The 15,407-nt window shown below is 68.3% G+C and carries 27 protein-coding genes and 2 pseudogenes; 25 read left to right on the top strand and 4 right to left on the bottom strand.

The annotated features are described in order from the left end of the window. Positions 1 to 72 precede the first annotated feature (72 nt). From lysX to ABEB09_RS02840, 25 genes and pseudogenes are all read left to right on the top strand, one after another. Positions 73 to 2,669 (top strand): annotated as a pseudogene (lysX, locus tag ABEB09_RS02955) (bifunctional lysylphosphatidylglycerol synthetase/lysine--tRNA ligase LysX); the annotation flags it as partial. Positions 2,670 to 2,782: 113 nt separating this feature from the next. Continuing rightward, positions 2,783 to 2,998 (top strand): hypothetical protein, encoded by a 216-nt coding sequence (locus tag ABEB09_RS02950; RefSeq protein ID WP_345686788.1) that lies wholly within the window; start codon positions 2,783 to 2,785, stop codon positions 2,996 to 2,998. Between the two features lie 64 nt (positions 2,999 to 3,062). Beyond that, entirely contained in the window at positions 3,063 to 3,245 is a 183-nt protein-coding gene (locus tag ABEB09_RS02945; protein ID WP_345686787.1) for a hypothetical protein, read from the top strand. Positions 3,246 to 3,405: 160 nt separating this feature from the next. Continuing rightward, positions 3,406 to 4,140 carry a WhiB family transcriptional regulator gene (locus tag ABEB09_RS02940; protein WP_345686785.1) on the top strand — a complete coding sequence of 245 codons (735 nt, stop codon included), beginning with the start codon at positions 3,406 to 3,408 and terminating at the stop codon, positions 4,138 to 4,140. Further along, positions 4,034 to 4,978, top strand: a complete 945-nt coding sequence (locus tag ABEB09_RS02935; RefSeq protein WP_345686783.1) for a RecB family exonuclease — start codon at positions 4,034 to 4,036, stop codon at positions 4,976 to 4,978. Before ABEB09_RS02940 ends, ABEB09_RS02935 begins: the two co-directional genes overlap by 107 nt. A 104-nt stretch (positions 4,979 to 5,082) precedes the next feature. After that, positions 5,083 to 5,685, top strand: coding sequence for a hypothetical protein (locus tag ABEB09_RS02930; protein ID WP_345686781.1), 603 nt, complete (start codon positions 5,083 to 5,085; stop codon positions 5,683 to 5,685). 68 nt (positions 5,686 to 5,753) lie between these two features. After that, on the top strand, positions 5,754 to 5,951 hold the full coding sequence (locus ABEB09_RS02925) for a hypothetical protein (RefSeq protein WP_345686779.1): 198 nt from the start codon (positions 5,754 to 5,756) through the stop codon (positions 5,949 to 5,951). Continuing rightward, on the top strand, positions 5,952 to 6,785 hold the full coding sequence (locus ABEB09_RS02920) for an AAA family ATPase (protein ID WP_345686777.1): 834 nt from the start codon (positions 5,952 to 5,954) through the stop codon (positions 6,783 to 6,785). It begins immediately after the preceding gene. After that, a complete protein-coding gene (locus tag ABEB09_RS02915) occupies positions 6,785 to 7,330 on the top strand; it encodes a hypothetical protein (RefSeq protein ID WP_345686775.1) in 546 nt (181 codons plus the stop codon). The genes ABEB09_RS02920 and ABEB09_RS02915 overlap by 1 nt, the downstream gene beginning before the upstream one ends. Beyond that, positions 7,323 to 7,520 carry a hypothetical protein gene (locus tag ABEB09_RS02910; RefSeq protein WP_345686773.1) on the top strand — a complete coding sequence of 66 codons (198 nt, stop codon included), beginning with the start codon at positions 7,323 to 7,325 and terminating at the stop codon, positions 7,518 to 7,520. The genes ABEB09_RS02915 and ABEB09_RS02910 overlap by 8 nt, the downstream gene beginning before the upstream one ends. After that, entirely contained in the window at positions 7,520 to 7,693 is a 174-nt protein-coding gene (locus ABEB09_RS02905; RefSeq protein WP_345686771.1) for a hypothetical protein, read from the top strand. Before ABEB09_RS02910 ends, ABEB09_RS02905 begins: the two co-directional genes overlap by 1 nt. Beyond that, complete coding sequence (locus ABEB09_RS02900) at positions 7,690 to 7,863, top strand: hypothetical protein (protein ID WP_345686769.1); 174 nt, start codon at positions 7,690 to 7,692, stop codon at positions 7,861 to 7,863. The genes ABEB09_RS02905 and ABEB09_RS02900 overlap by 4 nt, the downstream gene beginning before the upstream one ends. Continuing rightward, positions 7,854 to 8,222 (top strand): DUF2493 domain-containing protein, encoded by a 369-nt coding sequence (locus ABEB09_RS02895; RefSeq protein WP_345686767.1) that lies wholly within the window; start codon positions 7,854 to 7,856, stop codon positions 8,220 to 8,222. The genes ABEB09_RS02900 and ABEB09_RS02895 overlap by 10 nt, the downstream gene beginning before the upstream one ends. After that, the gene (locus ABEB09_RS02890) at positions 8,215 to 8,448 is read left to right on the top strand and encodes a hypothetical protein (protein WP_345686765.1); all 234 of its coding nucleotides are present in this window, start codon (positions 8,215 to 8,217) and stop codon (positions 8,446 to 8,448) included. The genes ABEB09_RS02895 and ABEB09_RS02890 overlap by 8 nt, the downstream gene beginning before the upstream one ends. Further along, on the top strand, positions 8,445 to 9,362 hold the full coding sequence (locus ABEB09_RS02885; protein WP_345686763.1) for a phosphoadenosine phosphosulfate reductase family protein: 918 nt from the start codon (positions 8,445 to 8,447) through the stop codon (positions 9,360 to 9,362). The genes ABEB09_RS02890 and ABEB09_RS02885 overlap by 4 nt, the downstream gene beginning before the upstream one ends. Next, complete coding sequence (locus ABEB09_RS02880) at positions 9,359 to 9,898, top strand: HNH endonuclease signature motif containing protein (protein WP_345686761.1); 540 nt, start codon at positions 9,359 to 9,361, stop codon at positions 9,896 to 9,898. Before ABEB09_RS02885 ends, ABEB09_RS02880 begins: the two co-directional genes overlap by 4 nt. Next, positions 9,891 to 10,292, top strand: coding sequence for a PDDEXK family nuclease (locus tag ABEB09_RS02875; protein WP_345686760.1), 402 nt, complete (start codon positions 9,891 to 9,893; stop codon positions 10,290 to 10,292). The genes ABEB09_RS02880 and ABEB09_RS02875 overlap by 8 nt, the downstream gene beginning before the upstream one ends. Further along, a pseudogene (locus ABEB09_RS34845) lies at positions 10,235 to 10,468 on the top strand (CHC2 zinc finger domain-containing protein); the annotation flags it as partial. The gene ABEB09_RS02875 and the pseudogene ABEB09_RS34845, both read left to right, overlap by 58 nt. Before the next feature lie 25 nt (positions 10,469 to 10,493). After that, positions 10,494 to 11,135, top strand: a complete 642-nt coding sequence (locus ABEB09_RS02870; protein ID WP_345686758.1) for a toprim domain-containing protein — start codon at positions 10,494 to 10,496, stop codon at positions 11,133 to 11,135. A gap of 181 nt (positions 11,136 to 11,316) precedes the next feature. Further along, complete coding sequence (locus tag ABEB09_RS02865) at positions 11,317 to 11,628, top strand: hypothetical protein (RefSeq protein ID WP_345686756.1); 312 nt, start codon at positions 11,317 to 11,319, stop codon at positions 11,626 to 11,628. Continuing rightward, the gene (locus ABEB09_RS02860) at positions 11,628 to 11,750 is read left to right on the top strand and encodes a hypothetical protein (RefSeq protein WP_345686754.1); all 123 of its coding nucleotides are present in this window, start codon (positions 11,628 to 11,630) and stop codon (positions 11,748 to 11,750) included. The genes ABEB09_RS02865 and ABEB09_RS02860 overlap by 1 nt, the downstream gene beginning before the upstream one ends. Before the next feature lie 3 nt (positions 11,751 to 11,753). Continuing rightward, a complete protein-coding gene (locus ABEB09_RS02855; protein WP_345686752.1) occupies positions 11,754 to 11,912 on the top strand; it encodes a hypothetical protein in 159 nt (52 codons plus the stop codon). Further along, entirely contained in the window at positions 11,909 to 12,244 is a 336-nt protein-coding gene (locus tag ABEB09_RS02850; protein WP_345686750.1) for a hypothetical protein, read from the top strand. Before ABEB09_RS02855 ends, ABEB09_RS02850 begins: the two co-directional genes overlap by 4 nt. Continuing rightward, the gene (locus ABEB09_RS02845) at positions 12,241 to 12,486 is read left to right on the top strand and encodes a hypothetical protein (protein WP_345686748.1); all 246 of its coding nucleotides are present in this window, start codon (positions 12,241 to 12,243) and stop codon (positions 12,484 to 12,486) included. The genes ABEB09_RS02850 and ABEB09_RS02845 overlap by 4 nt, the downstream gene beginning before the upstream one ends. Further along, positions 12,479 to 12,688, top strand: a complete 210-nt coding sequence (locus ABEB09_RS02840) for a hypothetical protein (RefSeq protein WP_345686747.1) — start codon at positions 12,479 to 12,481, stop codon at positions 12,686 to 12,688. Before ABEB09_RS02845 ends, ABEB09_RS02840 begins: the two co-directional genes overlap by 8 nt. A gap of 156 nt (positions 12,689 to 12,844) precedes the next feature. Here ABEB09_RS02840 and ABEB09_RS02835 read toward each other — a convergent pair whose 3' ends face one another. The 4 genes from ABEB09_RS02835 to ABEB09_RS02820 are packed head-to-tail and all read right to left on the bottom strand — an operon-like array spanning position 12,845 to position 15,407. Further along, positions 12,845 to 13,090: a hypothetical protein gene (locus ABEB09_RS02835; protein ID WP_345686746.1), complete on the bottom strand. Its 246-nt coding sequence runs from the start codon at positions 13,088 to 13,090 to the stop codon at positions 12,845 to 12,847. Beyond that, positions 13,083 to 13,259, bottom strand: coding sequence for a hypothetical protein (locus tag ABEB09_RS02830; RefSeq protein WP_345686744.1), 177 nt, complete (start codon positions 13,257 to 13,259; stop codon positions 13,083 to 13,085). Before ABEB09_RS02830 ends, ABEB09_RS02835 begins: the two co-directional genes overlap by 8 nt. A gap of 4 nt (positions 13,260 to 13,263) precedes the next feature. After that, positions 13,264 to 13,497: a peptidoglycan-binding domain-containing protein gene (locus ABEB09_RS02825; protein ID WP_345686742.1), complete on the bottom strand. Its 234-nt coding sequence runs from the start codon at positions 13,495 to 13,497 to the stop codon at positions 13,264 to 13,266. Next, positions 13,494 to 15,407, bottom strand: coding sequence for a hypothetical protein (locus ABEB09_RS02820; protein WP_345686740.1), 1,914 nt, complete (start codon positions 15,405 to 15,407; stop codon positions 13,494 to 13,496). The genes ABEB09_RS02825 and ABEB09_RS02820 overlap by 4 nt, the downstream gene beginning before the upstream one ends.

The raw sequence follows: 15,407 nt of genomic DNA, 5'->3' as shown, positions 1-15,407 counted from the left end.
CCCCTCATCCGCCCCCAGCCGTCCCGGACGTCCCGACAGGCGCCCCGACCCGTTCGTTCTTAGAGTCGGGGCATGAGTGTCAGCGAGGAGCGGTCCCGGGCGCGGACCCGCCCCCCGTCCGTGTCCGCGCGCCGCCACCGTCTGCTCGGCCGGGTGCCGGACGTCTTCGCCGCCTTCTTCGGCGCGCTCGGCCTGTTCTCCGCCGTCCTCGCGCTCATCCCGCCGCTGCGCGGGCTGCTGCGGCCCCTCGCCTGGTTCCTGGACCGGGTCACCGTCCGGTCAGCGCCAACCTCGCGTACGCCGTGTTCCTGCTGCTCCTCGCCGCGGCCGTCGGCGCCCGCAAACGGGTCGCCTGGTGGCTCGTCGTCGCCTACGTGTCCCTGCTGCTCCTCGCCGACGTGCTGCTCGTGGTCTTCGCGGCCGACTGGTCGTGGACCGCCAACCTGGTGCTGTGCGTGGCCGCGCTGGCCGTCCTGGTCATGGCGCGCGACGAGTTCTCCGCGCAGACCCGTCACGGCGCCTGGTGGCGCGCCCTGCGCGTACTGCTGCTGGGGGCCGCGGCGGGCATCGGCGTGGGCTGGGCGCTCGTCGAGGCCTTCCCCGGCACCGTCCCGCGCGGCCAGCGGCTGGCGTGGGCGGCCAACCGGGTCCTCGGCGGTCTCGTCGCGGGCGAGAACTTCGACGGGGCGCCGCCCCGGCCGCTGTTCTTCCTCCTCGGCCTGTTCGGTGCGCTCGCCCTGCTCGGCGCGGCGGCCACCCTGTTCCGCTCCCAGCGCATGGAGGCCGCGCTCCACGGCGACGAGGAGCCCCGTATCCGCGCCCTTCTCGGCGCGTACGGGGCGCAGGACTCGCTCGGCTACTTCGCCACGCGCCGCGACAAGGCGGTGGTCTTCTCGCCCAGCGGCCGGGCCGCCGTCACCTACCGCGTCGAGGCCGGGGTGTGCCTCGCCAGCGGCGACCCCGTGGGCGACCCCGCCGCGTGGACGCCGGCCATCGAGGCGTGGCGCGACGTCGCCCGCCGCTACGCCTGGGCGCCGGCCGTCATGGGCGCGTCCGAGGAGGGGGCACGCGCCTACGCCCGCTCCGGGCTCGGTGCCATCCAGCTCGGCGACGAGGCCATCCTCCAGGTGGCCCGCTTCGACCTCGACGGCCGCGAGATGCGGGTGACCCGGCAGGCCGTGAACCGGCTGCGGCGCTCCGGCGCCACCACGAAGATCCGCCGTCACGCCGCCCTCGACGACGAGGAGATGCGGCGCATCATCGACCGCGCCGACGCCTGGCGGGACACCGAGACCGAGCGCGGCTTCTCCATGGCGCTCGACCGGCTGGGCGACCCGGCCGACGGGGACTGCCTGATGGTGGAGGCGTTCGACGCGCCGGGCGAGCTGATCGCCCTGCTGTCGTTCGTGCCGTGGGGCCGCGACGGCATCTCGCTGGACCTGATGCGCCGCGACCGGAACGCGCCCAACGGCGTCATGGAGTTCATGGTCGCCGAGCTGTGCGCGTACGCCCCGAAGCTCGGCATCCGCCGGATCTCCCTCAACTTCGCCGTGTTCCGCTCCGCCTTCGAGGAGGGCGCCCGCATCGGCGCGGGACCCGTCCTGCGCGCCTGGCGCAGGCTGCTGCTGTTCTTCTCCCGCTGGTGGCAGCTGGAGGCCCTGTACCGCTCCAACGTCAAGTACCAGCCCGAGTGGTACCCGCGCTTCCTGTGCTACGGCGACGCCGGGGCGCTCGCCCGCATCGGCCTCGCGTCCGGCATCGCGGAGGGGTTCGTCTCCGTGCCGAGCCTGCGCTCCCTGTGGGGCAAGGGCCGCCGGCCCGGACCCGTCACCAAGCCCGCCACCACCGAGGGCCTGCCGTCCATCGACGCGCTCGGCCTCGCCGGGCCCGACACGCTGCGGGCCGCCCCGGAGCGCCGCGCGCCGGAGCAGGTCCGCGTCCGCCACCGCAAGCTGGAACGGCTGCGCGCCGACGGCACCGACCCGTACCCGGTCGGCGTCCCGCACCCCACCGACACCCTCGCCGCGATCCGCGCCGCCCACCCCGCCCCGGCTCCCGGCACCCGCACCGGGCGGCGCGTCACGGTGGCGGGGCGCGTGATGGCCGTCCGCGACCTCGGCGGCGTCGTCTTCGCCGTCCTGCGGGACTGGTCCGGCGACCTCCAGCTGATGCTCACCCGCGACGGCACCGGGGCGGACCTCCTCGACCGGTTCACCGCGGACGTCGACCTCGGCGACCACCTCGGCGTCACCGGCGAGGTCGGCGCCAGCGCCACCGGGGAACTGTCCGTCCTCGTCACCGGCTGGCGCCTCACCGGCAAGTGCCTGCGCCCCCTGCCCGACAAGCGGCGCGGCCTCGCCGACCCCGAGGCCCGCGTCCGGCGCCGCTACCTCGACCTGGTGGCCAGCCCGGCGGCCCGCGACGTCGTACGGGCCCGCTCCGCGGCCGTCCAGGCACTGCGCCAGGGGCTGCTGGAGCGCGGCTACCTGGAAGTCGAGACGCCGATGCTCCAGCAGATCCACGGCGGCGCCAACGCCCGCCCGTTCACCACCCACATCAACGCCTACGACCTCGACCTCTACCTGCGCATCGCGCCCGAGCTGTATCTGAAGCGGCTGTGCGTCGGCGGCCTGGAGAAGGTCTTCGAGATGGGCCGCACCTTCCGGAACGGTCACGTTCCTTCGATCACCTCTTGAACTCACATTCACCACAGCCGCCTGACCTGCATAAACACCCAACAGAGCCACCGCTACCCGCGGTGACTCTTCGTTTTGGAGCCCCCATGGCCAGAGACAAGGGCCGTGAGGCCCTGCGGAGGGACGTCCTGCGCCTCCTTCAGGAAGTCCTTCAGGAGGAACCGCTACCCGACCAGGTGGAGGTTGTCCTGGCGGCCGTCCTCCCCCACTTCAAGCTGGCGTACCAGCGCGGCGTCATGGCCGAGCGCAGCCGCACCGGCTACCGCGCTCTGCGCGACAAGAACAAGGAGAAGAGCGAATGAAAATCCCTTGCTCGCGGTGCCAATGCGAGCACTGCGTGTGCCCGCAATTCCCGGAGGTGACGGGATGAGTGCCGAGCGCAAGAAGCCGGGCCGCCTTCGTGGCGGCCTTTCTCGTATCCGGGCACGGCTGCGCCTGTGGCACTTCCTGCGGAAGAACGGCAGCCGTATCGGCTGGGCCTTCGCCGAAGGAGCCATCGGTGCGGCCATCGGCCTCGTCATCGCCATCGCCTACCTTGCAGCGCGATGACCGCCGGGGCGTGCGGCAAGAGGCCGTACGTCGACCGGTATGCGGCCCGTACGGCCCTGCTCCACCTCTGGAAAAGGAAGGGCCGCCACGAGATGGCGACGTACCTGTGCCCGCGCTGTGGCGCGTGGCACCTCACATCGAGAGGGAGGCGTGATCCGTAATGCTGTACGACCCGAACCGGGAATGGCTCAGTCGCGCTTCCTGCCGGACGGTGCCGCCGGAGGTGTTCTTCCCGCCGAGCGGGAACCAGCTTCGCAATGAGCCGAGCCCGACAACAAAGAGGGCGTGGGAGCATGCCAAGAAGATCTGCTCCTTCTGCCCCGTGCTCACCGAGTGCCGCCGAGACACCCTTGGCGAGGACTGGGGGGTCTGGGGCGGGCTCGACGAGCACGAGCGCTACCTCATTCGCCGGAAGCTCGGCCAGGGCGCATGGCGTCGTTGGCCCCTGGAGCGTCGGATCGAATGGGGTGAGCACCTTGCCCGTCTTCGGGAACAGGGCCACTCCGTCCATCACATCCGACTAACAACCGGCTTCTCCACAGCCGTCTGCGATGGGCTCATCGAGCAATGGCGCGCCTGGAAGGCGGCCCAGCCGAAGCCGTCCAGGACGGCGGAGATCGTCGATCTCCCCATTCCGGACGAGCCTCGCCCGATGCAGGATTTTCCGGAGGCTCCGGGATCTCGGCATGCATGGGTCCGCAATGGCGGACTGATCGCAGACGCGTGGTACGCGGGCGAGACCGAGGACGGGGAATGGGTGCGCCTCCAGGTCTTCTCCGGGCGCGGCAATGTCATCAAGTGGTTCCGCAAGGACGACGTGCGGGTCTACAACCCGCAGACGCCCTTCTATCTGGAGTACGCCGGGAGGGGCCGCCGTGAGCGATCCGCCGCGTGAGATCAGGCATCTCTCGCACAGCAGCAGAGACACTTTCGAGAGGTGCGCGAAGAGCTGGTTCCTCAAGTACATAGCCCGAGCCCCCCAACAGCCGGCCGTCTGGTCCGTGGGGGGCTCTGCTGTGCACCGAGCCACAGAACTGTACGACCTTCGGTCGATGCTGACTTCGCCAGCAGGGCACTGGGATATCGCCGATATCTGGGAGCGCAGCTTTGAGGTTGAGCTGACGAAGGCCCGCGAGAAGGACCCGAACGAGAACGCCTGGCGCCGCGCCGGCGGCGACGACATCGACGCGTGGCGTCGCATGGGCCTGGGCTTCGTCCAGTGGTACATCGACTGGCGCGAGCGATCTCCGTGGGAGATCTGGACGACGCCGGACGGCGAGCCAGCGATCGAGCTGGACATCTCCGGGCGCCTGCCCGGCTGCGACGTCGAGATCAAGGCGTACCTGGACCGGGTCTTCTGGGACCCGACCTTCAAGAGGTACTGGATCGTCGACCTGAAGACGTCCAAGAGGCCGCCACGGGATGCCGCCCAGTTCGGTGTCTACCGGGCGCTGCTCAAGGTGAAGTACGACGTCGACATCGCCGACGGCGTGGCTTTCATGAACAGGCTCGGCACCCTGGCGAGGCCCTTCGACCTCACCGAGTACACGCCGGAGGCGGTTGGGCAGGTCTTCGCCAAGACCTGGGCTGAGATCCAGCGCGGGGAGTTCCCCGCGACTGGCATCGAGAACCGCGGCTGTTTCATCTGCGACGTGTCGGCCGCCTGCGCGGCCGTGAACGGGCCGCTGGCCCGCCTCTACGACCCGGCATCGCCGGGCTACACCCCCTTCTAGGAGGCCGTTGTGAACTGCGACTGCGGCGCCTGCTGCGAGGCGTGCGGGCATCACCCCGGCTGCATCAGCGGCCGGGGACGTAACGAGACCAAGAAAGAGGCGTCATGACCGACGAGAACGAGGACTGGAACGACGTGGAGACCGACGCTGCGACGGCCTACCCGGACTACCCGGACAACCCGCACAACCACATCTACACCATCTCCATGGACAGCCGTGGCCCCATGATCGTGGTCCGGGGTAACACCCCGACCGAGGTCAACGAGCGCTTCCAGGCGCTGCTGGACGGCGGCGTGACGACGATCGCCGCCTCGGTGTACAGCCACATCAAGGCGGAGATGCAGGTCGCCAACGGCGTGGGCCCGGTCAGTCCGGCCCCCGCGGGGCTGCCAGCTCCGCCCCAGGGTGCTCCGATGCCCCCGCCGTTCGGCCCGAACGTCTCCGTGCCGCAGGCGCCGGGCTACCAGGGGCCGCCGGCCCCGCCGCAGGGCGGTAACGGCCAGCGCAACGGACCGAAGCCGCGGCCGGACTGGCCGGTGGTCTACCGCATCGAGGTGCCGTTCCCGCAGAAGGAAGCATTCAAGGCGTACCGCACCCAGAACCAGGAGTACTTCAAGGGCAAGATCGCCTGGGCCGGAGGCGGCGGCTACTGGGTCCACGGTGACGTCGCCCAGACCCTGAGCGCGTACAACCCCGTCCCCGCATGACGATCGGTGCATGCGCCCCCTACGTCCCCATCCTCCACACTGTGGAGCGATGGGGAGGGGGTGAGTACATGGCGAAGTCCAGGGCGCACGCGAGGTACGTCGAGGAGTTGAGCCGGGCCCTGCGGCCCGTCAGGGCGTCAGAGGTCGTCCGACCGGAGATCTACTACCGGCGCCAGCGCGAGATGGAGAAGGCGAACCTGCCCTTCTTCTGGTTCGCGTTGCTGGTCGGCGTTCCGCTGGTCTTCTGGCTCCTGTCGGAGCTGTAGATGCAGACCCTGTCCCGCTCCGTGACGCGGGGGGCTATCGGCAAAGAGCCGCTGCCCCCCGCTTTTGCTACCTGGGACGCGCAGGGGATCAGGTTCCGGCGGGCATCGGTCTCGATGCTCGCCGGCATCCCCGGCTCCCACAAAACCCGCATCGCGCTGAACGCGCTGGTGAACATGGCCACGCCGACGCTGGCCTTCTCGACGGACTCCGATCAGGACACCATCGCAAGCCGCCTGCTGGCCATCGGAACCCGTACGCCGACCGCCGAGACGGAACAGTGGCTCCGCTCCGAGCCGGAGCGCTGCCGCCGGGCGCTCACCCAGTACGACTTCGTCCGCTGGGAGTTCATGCCGAACCCGTCGTTGGACGACGTCTGGCTGTCGACGTACGCGTACCACGAGACCGAGGGCCGCTGGCCCGAACAGATCATGGTGGACATCGCGTCCGACATCGGACACGACACCGGAGACGAGTGGGGGTCCCTCCGGGACCTGATGCGCCAGTCCAAGGTGCTGGCGCGGGAGACGGAGGCTCATGTCCTCCTCGTCCATCACTGCGCCGACTCCGAGCGCACCAAGCGGCCCTGTCCGCGCCGCTCGGACATCCACGGCAAGGTCGCCGCGATTCCGGAGGTCATCGTCACGTGCGGCGTGACGAACACAGGTGACCTCCATGTGGCGTGCGTGAAGAACAGGCACGCCAAGGCGGACGCCGACGCAAACAACCACTTCCCGATGACGCTCGACGCTGCGACGTCGTACGTCGGGGACTACGTACAACCAGCACCCCAGCACTCGTACGCGAACTGGGGCGGAGAGGATGGCTGGGGCTAATGGAGATCAAGATCCTCATCGACGAGATTACGCTGGACACCGTCGTAGGCGACGTCATCCGCTACGACGAGGACGGCGATGCGTACTGCGACGGCAAGGCGACCGTCGCTGACAAGGTGGCCGAGCTGATCAAGGACGCCGTCGCCAAGACCCCGGAGTACACCTCGCTCCGCGAGCGGGTGACCAGTATCCGCACCGAAGAGATCCGCGCCGCGGTCAAGCCTGTGATCCAGGAGGCGCTGAAGCGCCCAATCCAGCGCACCAACTACTACGGCGAGGCCACCGGCAAGGAGACCACGCTGTCCGAGATCATCATGGACGAGGCGAAGAAGACGTTCACCGAGGTCCGCGACAGCTACCGCAACAAGCGGCCCTTCATCAACGAGGTCGTGCAGGCCGAGGTCCAGAAGGCGTTCGGGACGTACATCCAGGACGAGGTCAAGAAGGCCCGTGAGGCCGTCGCCGCCGAGCTGGGTTCGAAGGTCTCGGCGACGGTCGCTCAGAGCGTCCTGGACGCCCTCACGAAGGGCGAGAAGCATGACTGACCTCGTCCTCAAGGAGCTGCGCTTGCGCCATGCACAGCTGGAGGAGCGCGCCGAGAGGCTGCGCGACAAGTGGCGCACCGCGCCGGCGACGGGCCCCAGGGCTGCCGCCCTGGGCAGGGAGGCCAAGCAGGTCCAGGCGCACGCGGACAGCTACGCCCTGCTCATCGAGAAGGCGGAGGAGCTGCGGTGATGTGGACCGACGACGAGCTTGACGTTATGCGTCACGCGCTGGACTTGCTGGGCGACCAGATCGCCTTGCGGGGTCACGAGTACGACGAAAGTTTCGACCGCGCCCACACGTCGCTGTCGCTCCGGATCGCCGATGAGCTGTCCCGGCGCGAGGCACTCCGGAGGCTTCGATGAAGCGCCGCAAGCCCCTGCTGGGGTGCCGTCTCCGGCACCGCTGGTCGCGCTGGGCGCTCGTCAAGGTCGACTACGCCGACGGCTATGAGCCGGAGGCTCGGGACGACCTGCTGTTCCGCATGTGCCGCAACTGCGGCCACCAGGAGATCCGGGAGCGCGAATGCGCGTGATCGTGACAGGGTCCAGGGCCTGGACCGATAAGACGGCCATCTGGGACGCACTGAACGACGTGCATCAGGAGCACGGGCCCTTCGTGCTCGTACACGGCGCCTGCTCCACCGGAGCGGACGCCATCGCTCACGAGTGGTTCCAGGCGGCGGCGCGTCTGGTGCGCGTCGAAGAGGAGCGCTTCCTTGCCGCCTGGGAGACCCGCGGCAAGGCCGCCGGCCCGGAGCGCAACAAGCGCATGGTGGAGGCCGGCGCTGATCTAGTGCTGGCCTTCCCGCTGCCACAAGGCAGCGGGACGCAGCACACCATGAAGCTCGCCCGTGAGGCGGGCATCGAGGTGAGGGAGTACCGCCATGGATGAACCCCACTCCGGCCTGTCGCACGACCTGCCGGAGTACACCCCGAACACCACTTATGAGCCGCCTCCGGAACCGCCGGGGCGGCTCAAGGTCTACAGGGCGTCGGGCTGCTGGTGGTGGGAGCAGGCGACGCCCGAGCCGGGCGTCAGCGTCTGCTTCGGCTACCCGATGCCTACCTGGGAGCTGGCGCTGGAAAGCGCCCTGGAGTACGCCGGGAGGCATGAATGAGGACGGGCGATCAGGAGCGGATCGCGGAACTCACGGCCGCGTCACACGCGGTCCTGGAGCGAGCCATCGAAGAGCAGGTCCTGGCGAGCGGGCACAAGGTTGCCGGGATCGTCATCCTCTTCTCCGGTGGCAACGACTCAACCACTCTCGCCCACCTGTTCAAGGATCGTGCGACGCATGCGGCCCACGCCAACACGGGCATCGGGATTGAGAAGACGAGGCAGTACGTGCGAGACACGTGTGAAGGCTGGGGGCTTCCTCTGATTGAGAAGCACCCCGAGCCCGGCTCGACCTATCGAGATCTGGTCCTTGGACAGTGCCGTGCGCGCACGGGTCCGAACGCGGGAACCGTGCTGTGGCCCGGCGGCTTCCCGGGTCCCGCGTCTCACTTCATGATGTACCAGCGCCTGAAAGAGCGGGCGCTGGAGAAGGTCCGCAACGACCTGGTGAAGAACCCGCGGCGCGAGCGCGTCATCTTCCTCGCCGGACGGCGAGCGGACGAATCGGCCCGTCGTAAGCCGTTGGCCGGCAAGGGACCGGTCGAGCGCCGCGGCTCCACGGTTTGGGTGTCGCCCTTGCTCGACTGGACGAAGCTCGACCTCAACGCGTACCGCCGAGTCCATCAGGATGTTCCCCGCAACGAAGTCTCGGATCTGCTGCACATGAGCGGCGAGTGCCTGTGCGGTGCCTTTGCACACTCGGGCGAGCTTGACGAGATCGCCGAGTGGTTCCCCGAAGTCGCGGCCGAGATACGGGCGCTCGAAGCAGAGGTTCTGTCGTCGGGCGTTGCGAAGCCGGAACGATGTCGATGGGGATGGGGAGCGAACAAGGAGGCCCCGTCCAAGACGGGGCCTCTCTGTTCCTCCTGTGACTCTCGCTTCGAGGCCACGAGTGAAGGGGGGACTGCGGCATGAGCACCAAGAGCAAGGCCAAGGGCACCGTTGGGGCCCGGCTTGATGCGGCTGGGCGGGATGCCATCCGAGAGCGCCTGTTCTCGGGCGGCGTGCCCGCCCAGGGTGGCTGCATCGTCTGGACGCGTTACACACGCCCCGCCGGGTACGGGCAGATGGGCGTGGGCAGCACAGTCCTGGACGTGCACCGGGTCTCGTACGCCCTGGAGCACGGCGACATCCCGGTCGGGATGTCTGTGTTGCATCACTGCGACGTTCGACGCTGTTTCCACCCCGGCCATCTGTACGCCGGAACGCACGCCGACAACATGCGAGACATGTGGGAGCGGGGACGCGGCAACCGAAACCGCGGCCTCTCGAACGGCAATACGCGCCTGCCGCCGGCGCAGGTGGCGGAGATACGGGCTCGGTTCGAGCCCCGCTTCCGCATACAGCGTGGTGGTACGCGCAGCAACGCCAAGGAACTGAGCGAGGAGTACGGCATCACGCCGCAGTACGTGAGCCAGCTTGCCCGCGGGCTCTGGAGGGTCCATGACTAACCGCTCGAAGAGTCGAGGTACCGCCGCCGAACGGGAGGTGGTGCGCTACCTCCAGAACTGGTGGCCCGCTGCTGAGCGGCGGGCCCTGTCCGGCAGCAGGGACAGGGGCGACGTCGCTGGTATCCCCGGCGTGGTCGTGGAGGTCAAGGCGGCTGCGACGCAGCTCATCGGAGCGTGGCAGCGCGAGACCATGGTGGAGATGCGGAATGCTGGCGCGGCAGCTTGCCTGTTGGTCGTGAAGCGGCCCTACAAGACGGCGGCCCGGTGGGATGCGTACTTCCCGATCGCGTTTCTTCCGTCGGACTGGAGCTACATCCCGGAAGGGGAGGAGTCCTCGTGGGTTCGTATGGATCTCCTCGCCGCAGCCCTCCTCCTGAGGGCTCAGGGGTACTAATCCCCATCGCCCCAGTCCTCGCCGAGTACGGCGTAGAGCTAGCCTCCGGCCGCTGGGGCGAGGAGCAGGTCTGCTGCCCCATACATGGAGACAGACGCCCTTCGATGCGCGTCAACGTCGAGAAGAACGTCTTCTTCTGCCACTCGTGCGGCGCTAAGGGCACCGCCGTTCACCTGATTATGGCCATGGAGGACTACGACCGTGCAGACGCTGAGCGCCGCGCAGCGGACATACTTCGAGCAAGCGGCGTCGATCTACCAGCAGGATCTCGCGGGCGATACCAGCGCCCTGGCCTATCTGGCGAAGCGGGGCTTCGGCCCGTCGGTCGTAAGTACGTTCCGCCTGGGCGTCGTTAGACGCCCCCTCGTGGGCCATGAGGGCTACCGCGGCCGGCTGGCCATCCCGTACATCACGCCCGCCGGCGTGGTGAACATGCGGTTTCGCTGCCTGCGCAGCCATGACTGCAGGGCCGCGAACTGCCCGAAGTACCTGAGCCAGGACGGCCTGACGGCCAACCTCTACAACGTCCTGGATCTGAAGAAGGACTCCGACCACATCGGTATCACCGAGGGCGAGCTGGACGCCATTGCGCTGTCCATCAGCGGCATCCCTGCCGTGGGTGTGCCCGGCGTGGAGAACTGGCAGCAGCACTTCAGTCGCTGCCTGTCGGACTTCGACACCGTGTACAGCTTCGCCGACGGCGACACCGCCGGACGGAAGTTCGGCAAATTCCTGGCCAAGGAAGCCAAGGCCCGCATCGTCCGCGTTCCGCAGGGCGAGGACATCAACAGTCTGTACGTGAAGGGAGGCCCGGATGCCGTCCGTGCCCTCATCGACGGATGACCGCTGCGAGTGTGGCCATCCCCGCCGGCAGCACCAGCACTCCACCGTTCAGGACGGGGCCTGTCATCGCTGGGACTGCGAGTGCTTGCATTACAAACCCGCCAAGGTGGAGGACGTGCCCCTGCCAGGCGATGACTGTCCGTCAGCCTGCCGCGAAGGGCACACGTACAGCGGAAGCTGCATGATGCGGGCCTACGGCCCAAAGAATCCGTGTGCCCATCCGGGCGGCTGCGCCTACCTGCTTACCAACGACTGCGAGCGCGTATGCCAGGCGGCAGCCGACAGGCTGGCCAGTGATACGGCCATCGATAAGCCGCAACAGCCCGAGCGGCGCCCGCCGTACGCCGTCGCGTACAGCGTCGGCGGCCACCTCTACGAGGTGCTGCTCCCCGGCGACGCCTCCGCGTCGACCGTGAACGGCGCCCTGGTCATCGAGCACTCGGAGCAGGTGCTCGGCATCGTCCGCATCAAGCCCGTACGAACGGAGAAGTGATGACCGAGATCCCCATGAATGAACAGTCGGAGCAGGAGGGGCTGCCCTTCTACAGCGACGATGAGCACCAGCTGACCCCGGAGGACCTGGACGGAGTCCTCCTGCCGGGCGAGGATGACTGAGCCGTGAGCGACACCGAGACCCCCAACGAGCGCAACGCGCACCAGCACATCCGCATAGGACTGGCCCTCCTGCTGGAGGACCGCGAGCACCCGCACAGCCGCGAGGACATCGCGGCGTTCCTGAACGCCGAGCTGGACCACGCCCTGGGGGATGCCGCATGACGTTGAGACTCAAGACGAAGTCGGTCCGCTTTGAGCTGACGGACGAGGACGCGGAGACGGTGGTGACACTGTCGTCGGACGACGACCAGGAAACCCTGGTCCGCAAGCTGAGGCGGGTCATCGCCCTCGTGGAGGGCGAGCCCAGCGGGCCACAGTCCACATTCCTGGTGGACGGGTCACTGAACCCCGCCGTCAAGACGTACGGCCCCGTGGTGGGCACGGGCGCCCTGCCCCAGCCCACGAACGGCTGGGCGGCCATGTACGGGCCTCCGGCGCTGCCGGAGCGCCTGGAGGGCGAGGTCGAGCTGGTGCAGCCCGGGGAGGACGCGTGAGCGCCAAGGACCCGGTCCTAGTGGCCGTCGATGCGCTGGCCGTAGAACTCGGCATCGGGGCAGACGGCCTGGCGTTCACCTGGGAGCAGCTGGAGGCAGTGAACGGCATCCTGGACGCCTACGCCCACGAGCTGGCGGAGAAGATCCGCGACCGGAACAACGGGGTGTACGGGATCAGCGGCCCGATGTTCGCGGCGGAAGCCGCCGACCTGATCGACCCGGAGGCGTCGAACAATGAGTGACCACAAGGAGTGGTACCACGTGCCCGGCGAGGGTAACTTCACCAACCAGGAATCCGCCTTCGCGGCGGCCGAGAAGGCTGCCGCCAGGACCGACACGGACGTGGTTGTCTGCCTGTGCTCGGAGCGGGTCATCCGTCGGTACCGGCGGCAGGTGTCCATCACGGTGGAAGACGTCCCCTCCCCGGCTGTCAGTGAGGCGTGAGAGGATGAGCGCATCCCTCTCCAGGGATGCGCCTCCGGCCGGACCTGATCAGTCCACCTCTCACCGGAGACGCAGAGACCCCCGGCCTTCGGGCCGGGGGTCTTTTTGCGTTTGCCCACCCTTCCGGGGTGTGCTGCCATCGAACACGTTAGCGAATTACTGCATGAGCTGCCAGACCCCGGTAGCGCCCGCGGTGCCCATGGCAGCTGCTGCCACGGAGAACTTCCAGAGCTTCGCTTCCAGTGTGCTCACCCGGCTTTTCAGTTCCTTGATCTCCCGGTCCTGGGTCTCGGACCTGGTCAATGCGACGTTCAGTCGGCCGTCCAACTTGGCGAAGCCTTCGTTGACGGCCCCTCGTAGATCGGCCAATGCCAGAGCGATTCCGACGGGTTCGTCACCCATCGGCGCGAGCCCTCTTGCGGGCGACGACCCAGCTCTTCGCCGCCGCCAGGACCAGCGCCAGCGGCGCCGCCCACCAGAGACTGACCTCGGCCAGCTCGGTGATGGCCACCGCCAGGGCGGCCTCCACGCCGGTCCAGCCGGCGCGCTCTGCGACATCCATGTAGTCCATCGCGCTACTCCCTCAGTGATGGTGGCCGCAGACGGTCCAGCGCCTCGGCGGTCGGCCTGTCCAGTACGCCCGTTACGGGCAACCTGAACAGGTTCTGTACGCCCCTCAGGGCGGTCTTGGTGGCGTCATCCATGGCGCCGGTCTCGGCGACCCTGAGCGCCCGCTGGGCGGTCCGTACGGCGTCTCTCTCGCCCTCGTTGGCGGGGGCGATGATCACTCGGCTAGGCGGCCAGGTCATGCTGTGATCACATCCGCAATGGTCCGGAGCTGGGCCCAGAGAATCCCGCCCCACCTACTACTGTTGTTCGCCGGGTGGGCGCCCTGCTCGAAGCGGTAGTCGTCGATGACGACGAGGTAGCTCATACCGCTTCGCAGGTCCTGGAAGGACACCGCGTCGCCGGCGGCGAACATCTGCTCAAAGTCTTCGAGCCGGGTCAGGGCCCGGCCCTCGTAGCCCACGGTCTGGCCGGCGCGGTCCTTCTCGCGATCGAAGCACAGCAGCGGCAGCGTGAAGATCCGCTGCCGTACGGCACCAGGCATGGCCTTGAGCTGCCAGCCGTGTACCTCGCCACCCTTGGTGGTGTCGGTCGTCGACCGGCCGAGCGTCAGCTTCAGCGTCACCCACTCCGCGGCCGTGCTCGGCGCAGCCAGCACGACATCGTTGATGGAGAGGGACGAGCCCTCAGAGACGGTGATGATGCTCGTCTCGGCTCCGCCGGGGTCGCCGACGGCGACGGCCACCGAGCCGAACAGGCTTGTCGGCGTCTTGACCGTCACGAACTTGTAGATCTTGGGCTCCATCGTGTTGTACCGGACTCGTCCGGTGCGCAGGTAGCCCGTGGACTCCAGCGTGGACGCTGACTCCAGGTACGAGCCCTGGCCGACGACCGCGAACACCATGCGGTCGCTGTTGCCGAAGTTGCTCACCGAGCAGACTTCGCCGGTCACGTGCGCCTGGAGGTCCGTGGCGTACGCGAAGCGCGTACCGGCGCTGACTCCGTTGTCCTGGATCGGCTGACCGAGGTCCACTCGGTACAGGCCCGAGTCGGAGTCGATGCCGTTCGTCGCCCCGACGAAGAAGAAGCGGTCGTAGGCCGCCACGGCCTTCACGCCGTTGCTGTTCTCGATGAGCAGCGGGCCGTATCGGAGGTCGCCTTGGTCGTCGATCTCGCCGACACGGAAGCCTCGGCTGGTGCCGATGCCGACGAACGCGCCCAGATAGGTCGTCATGGCGTAGACGACCTCGCCGCGGGGGAGCTGGGCGGCGAGCACGCCGCCGCTGGCCAGTGTCGGCACGTTGCCGGAGCTGTCCAGCACGAACTTGTAGATTCCGCCCTCGGAGCCGGCGTAGCCGCTCGCATAGATCGCGTTGGTGCCCTCGGCAATGTCCGTCCAGACGAAGCTGGGGTTGAGGTGCGTGAAGCGCAGCGTCTTCGCTCCGGCGTTGTCCACCTCGTACATGAGGTTGTCCTGGCCGAGCATCAGCCGGCCCTTGGCCCAGCGGCACACCACGTTCGTGGTGCCCGTGGCGCACAGGGCTGCGCCGACTCCCGATCCGGTACCGCGGTAGACGTTGACATTGTCGGCCGCGTAGTACCGCGTACCGTCGCTCGTCAGAGAACGAATGGTGTTAGCACCGCCCCAGGTGATGGCCGTGGTGGCGCTGCCGGTGTCGGACTGAAGCACGTTGCCGACGGCGGACCAGTAGCGGTCCGTGCCATCGTTCCAGCCGACAACGTGATGCTTGCTCGCCGTGCCGTCACTGATGCGCTGCGACGTCGAGCGCAGCAGCGTCAGCTTGCCGTTCACCCAGGGGTTCACGCCGACAGAATCGGCGTACCGGATGGCGTACTGGTTGTCCGCGGCCGGGTCCTGGTACAGGAGCCCGGCTCCACCGATGAAAGTGGCCTGCGACCGCAGCCACCAGGAGGCGAGCGACTGCTCGCCCGGGATCTGCTGCTGATCGATCTGGTCCTTGCGGACCGGGGCGCCGGCCCGGGTCATGACGTGCTGATCGTCGATTTTCAGCAGCCAGGGCATTCCACCGATAGCGACGTCGTACTGAACGCCCTCCAGGGCGTACGTACTGGAGGCGCTGGAAGTGCGTCCCGACAGCGGGAACGGAGACCTTGCGACGATCCCGGCCAT

It is taken from the genome of Streptomyces coeruleoprunus (genome assembly GCF_039542925.1).
Taxonomy (GTDB): Bacteria; Actinomycetota; Actinomycetes; order Streptomycetales; family Streptomycetaceae; genus Streptomyces; species Streptomyces coeruleoprunus.
Note: the sequence above shows the minus strand (reverse complement) of the source record. Positions and strands in the feature narration are given on the sequence as shown.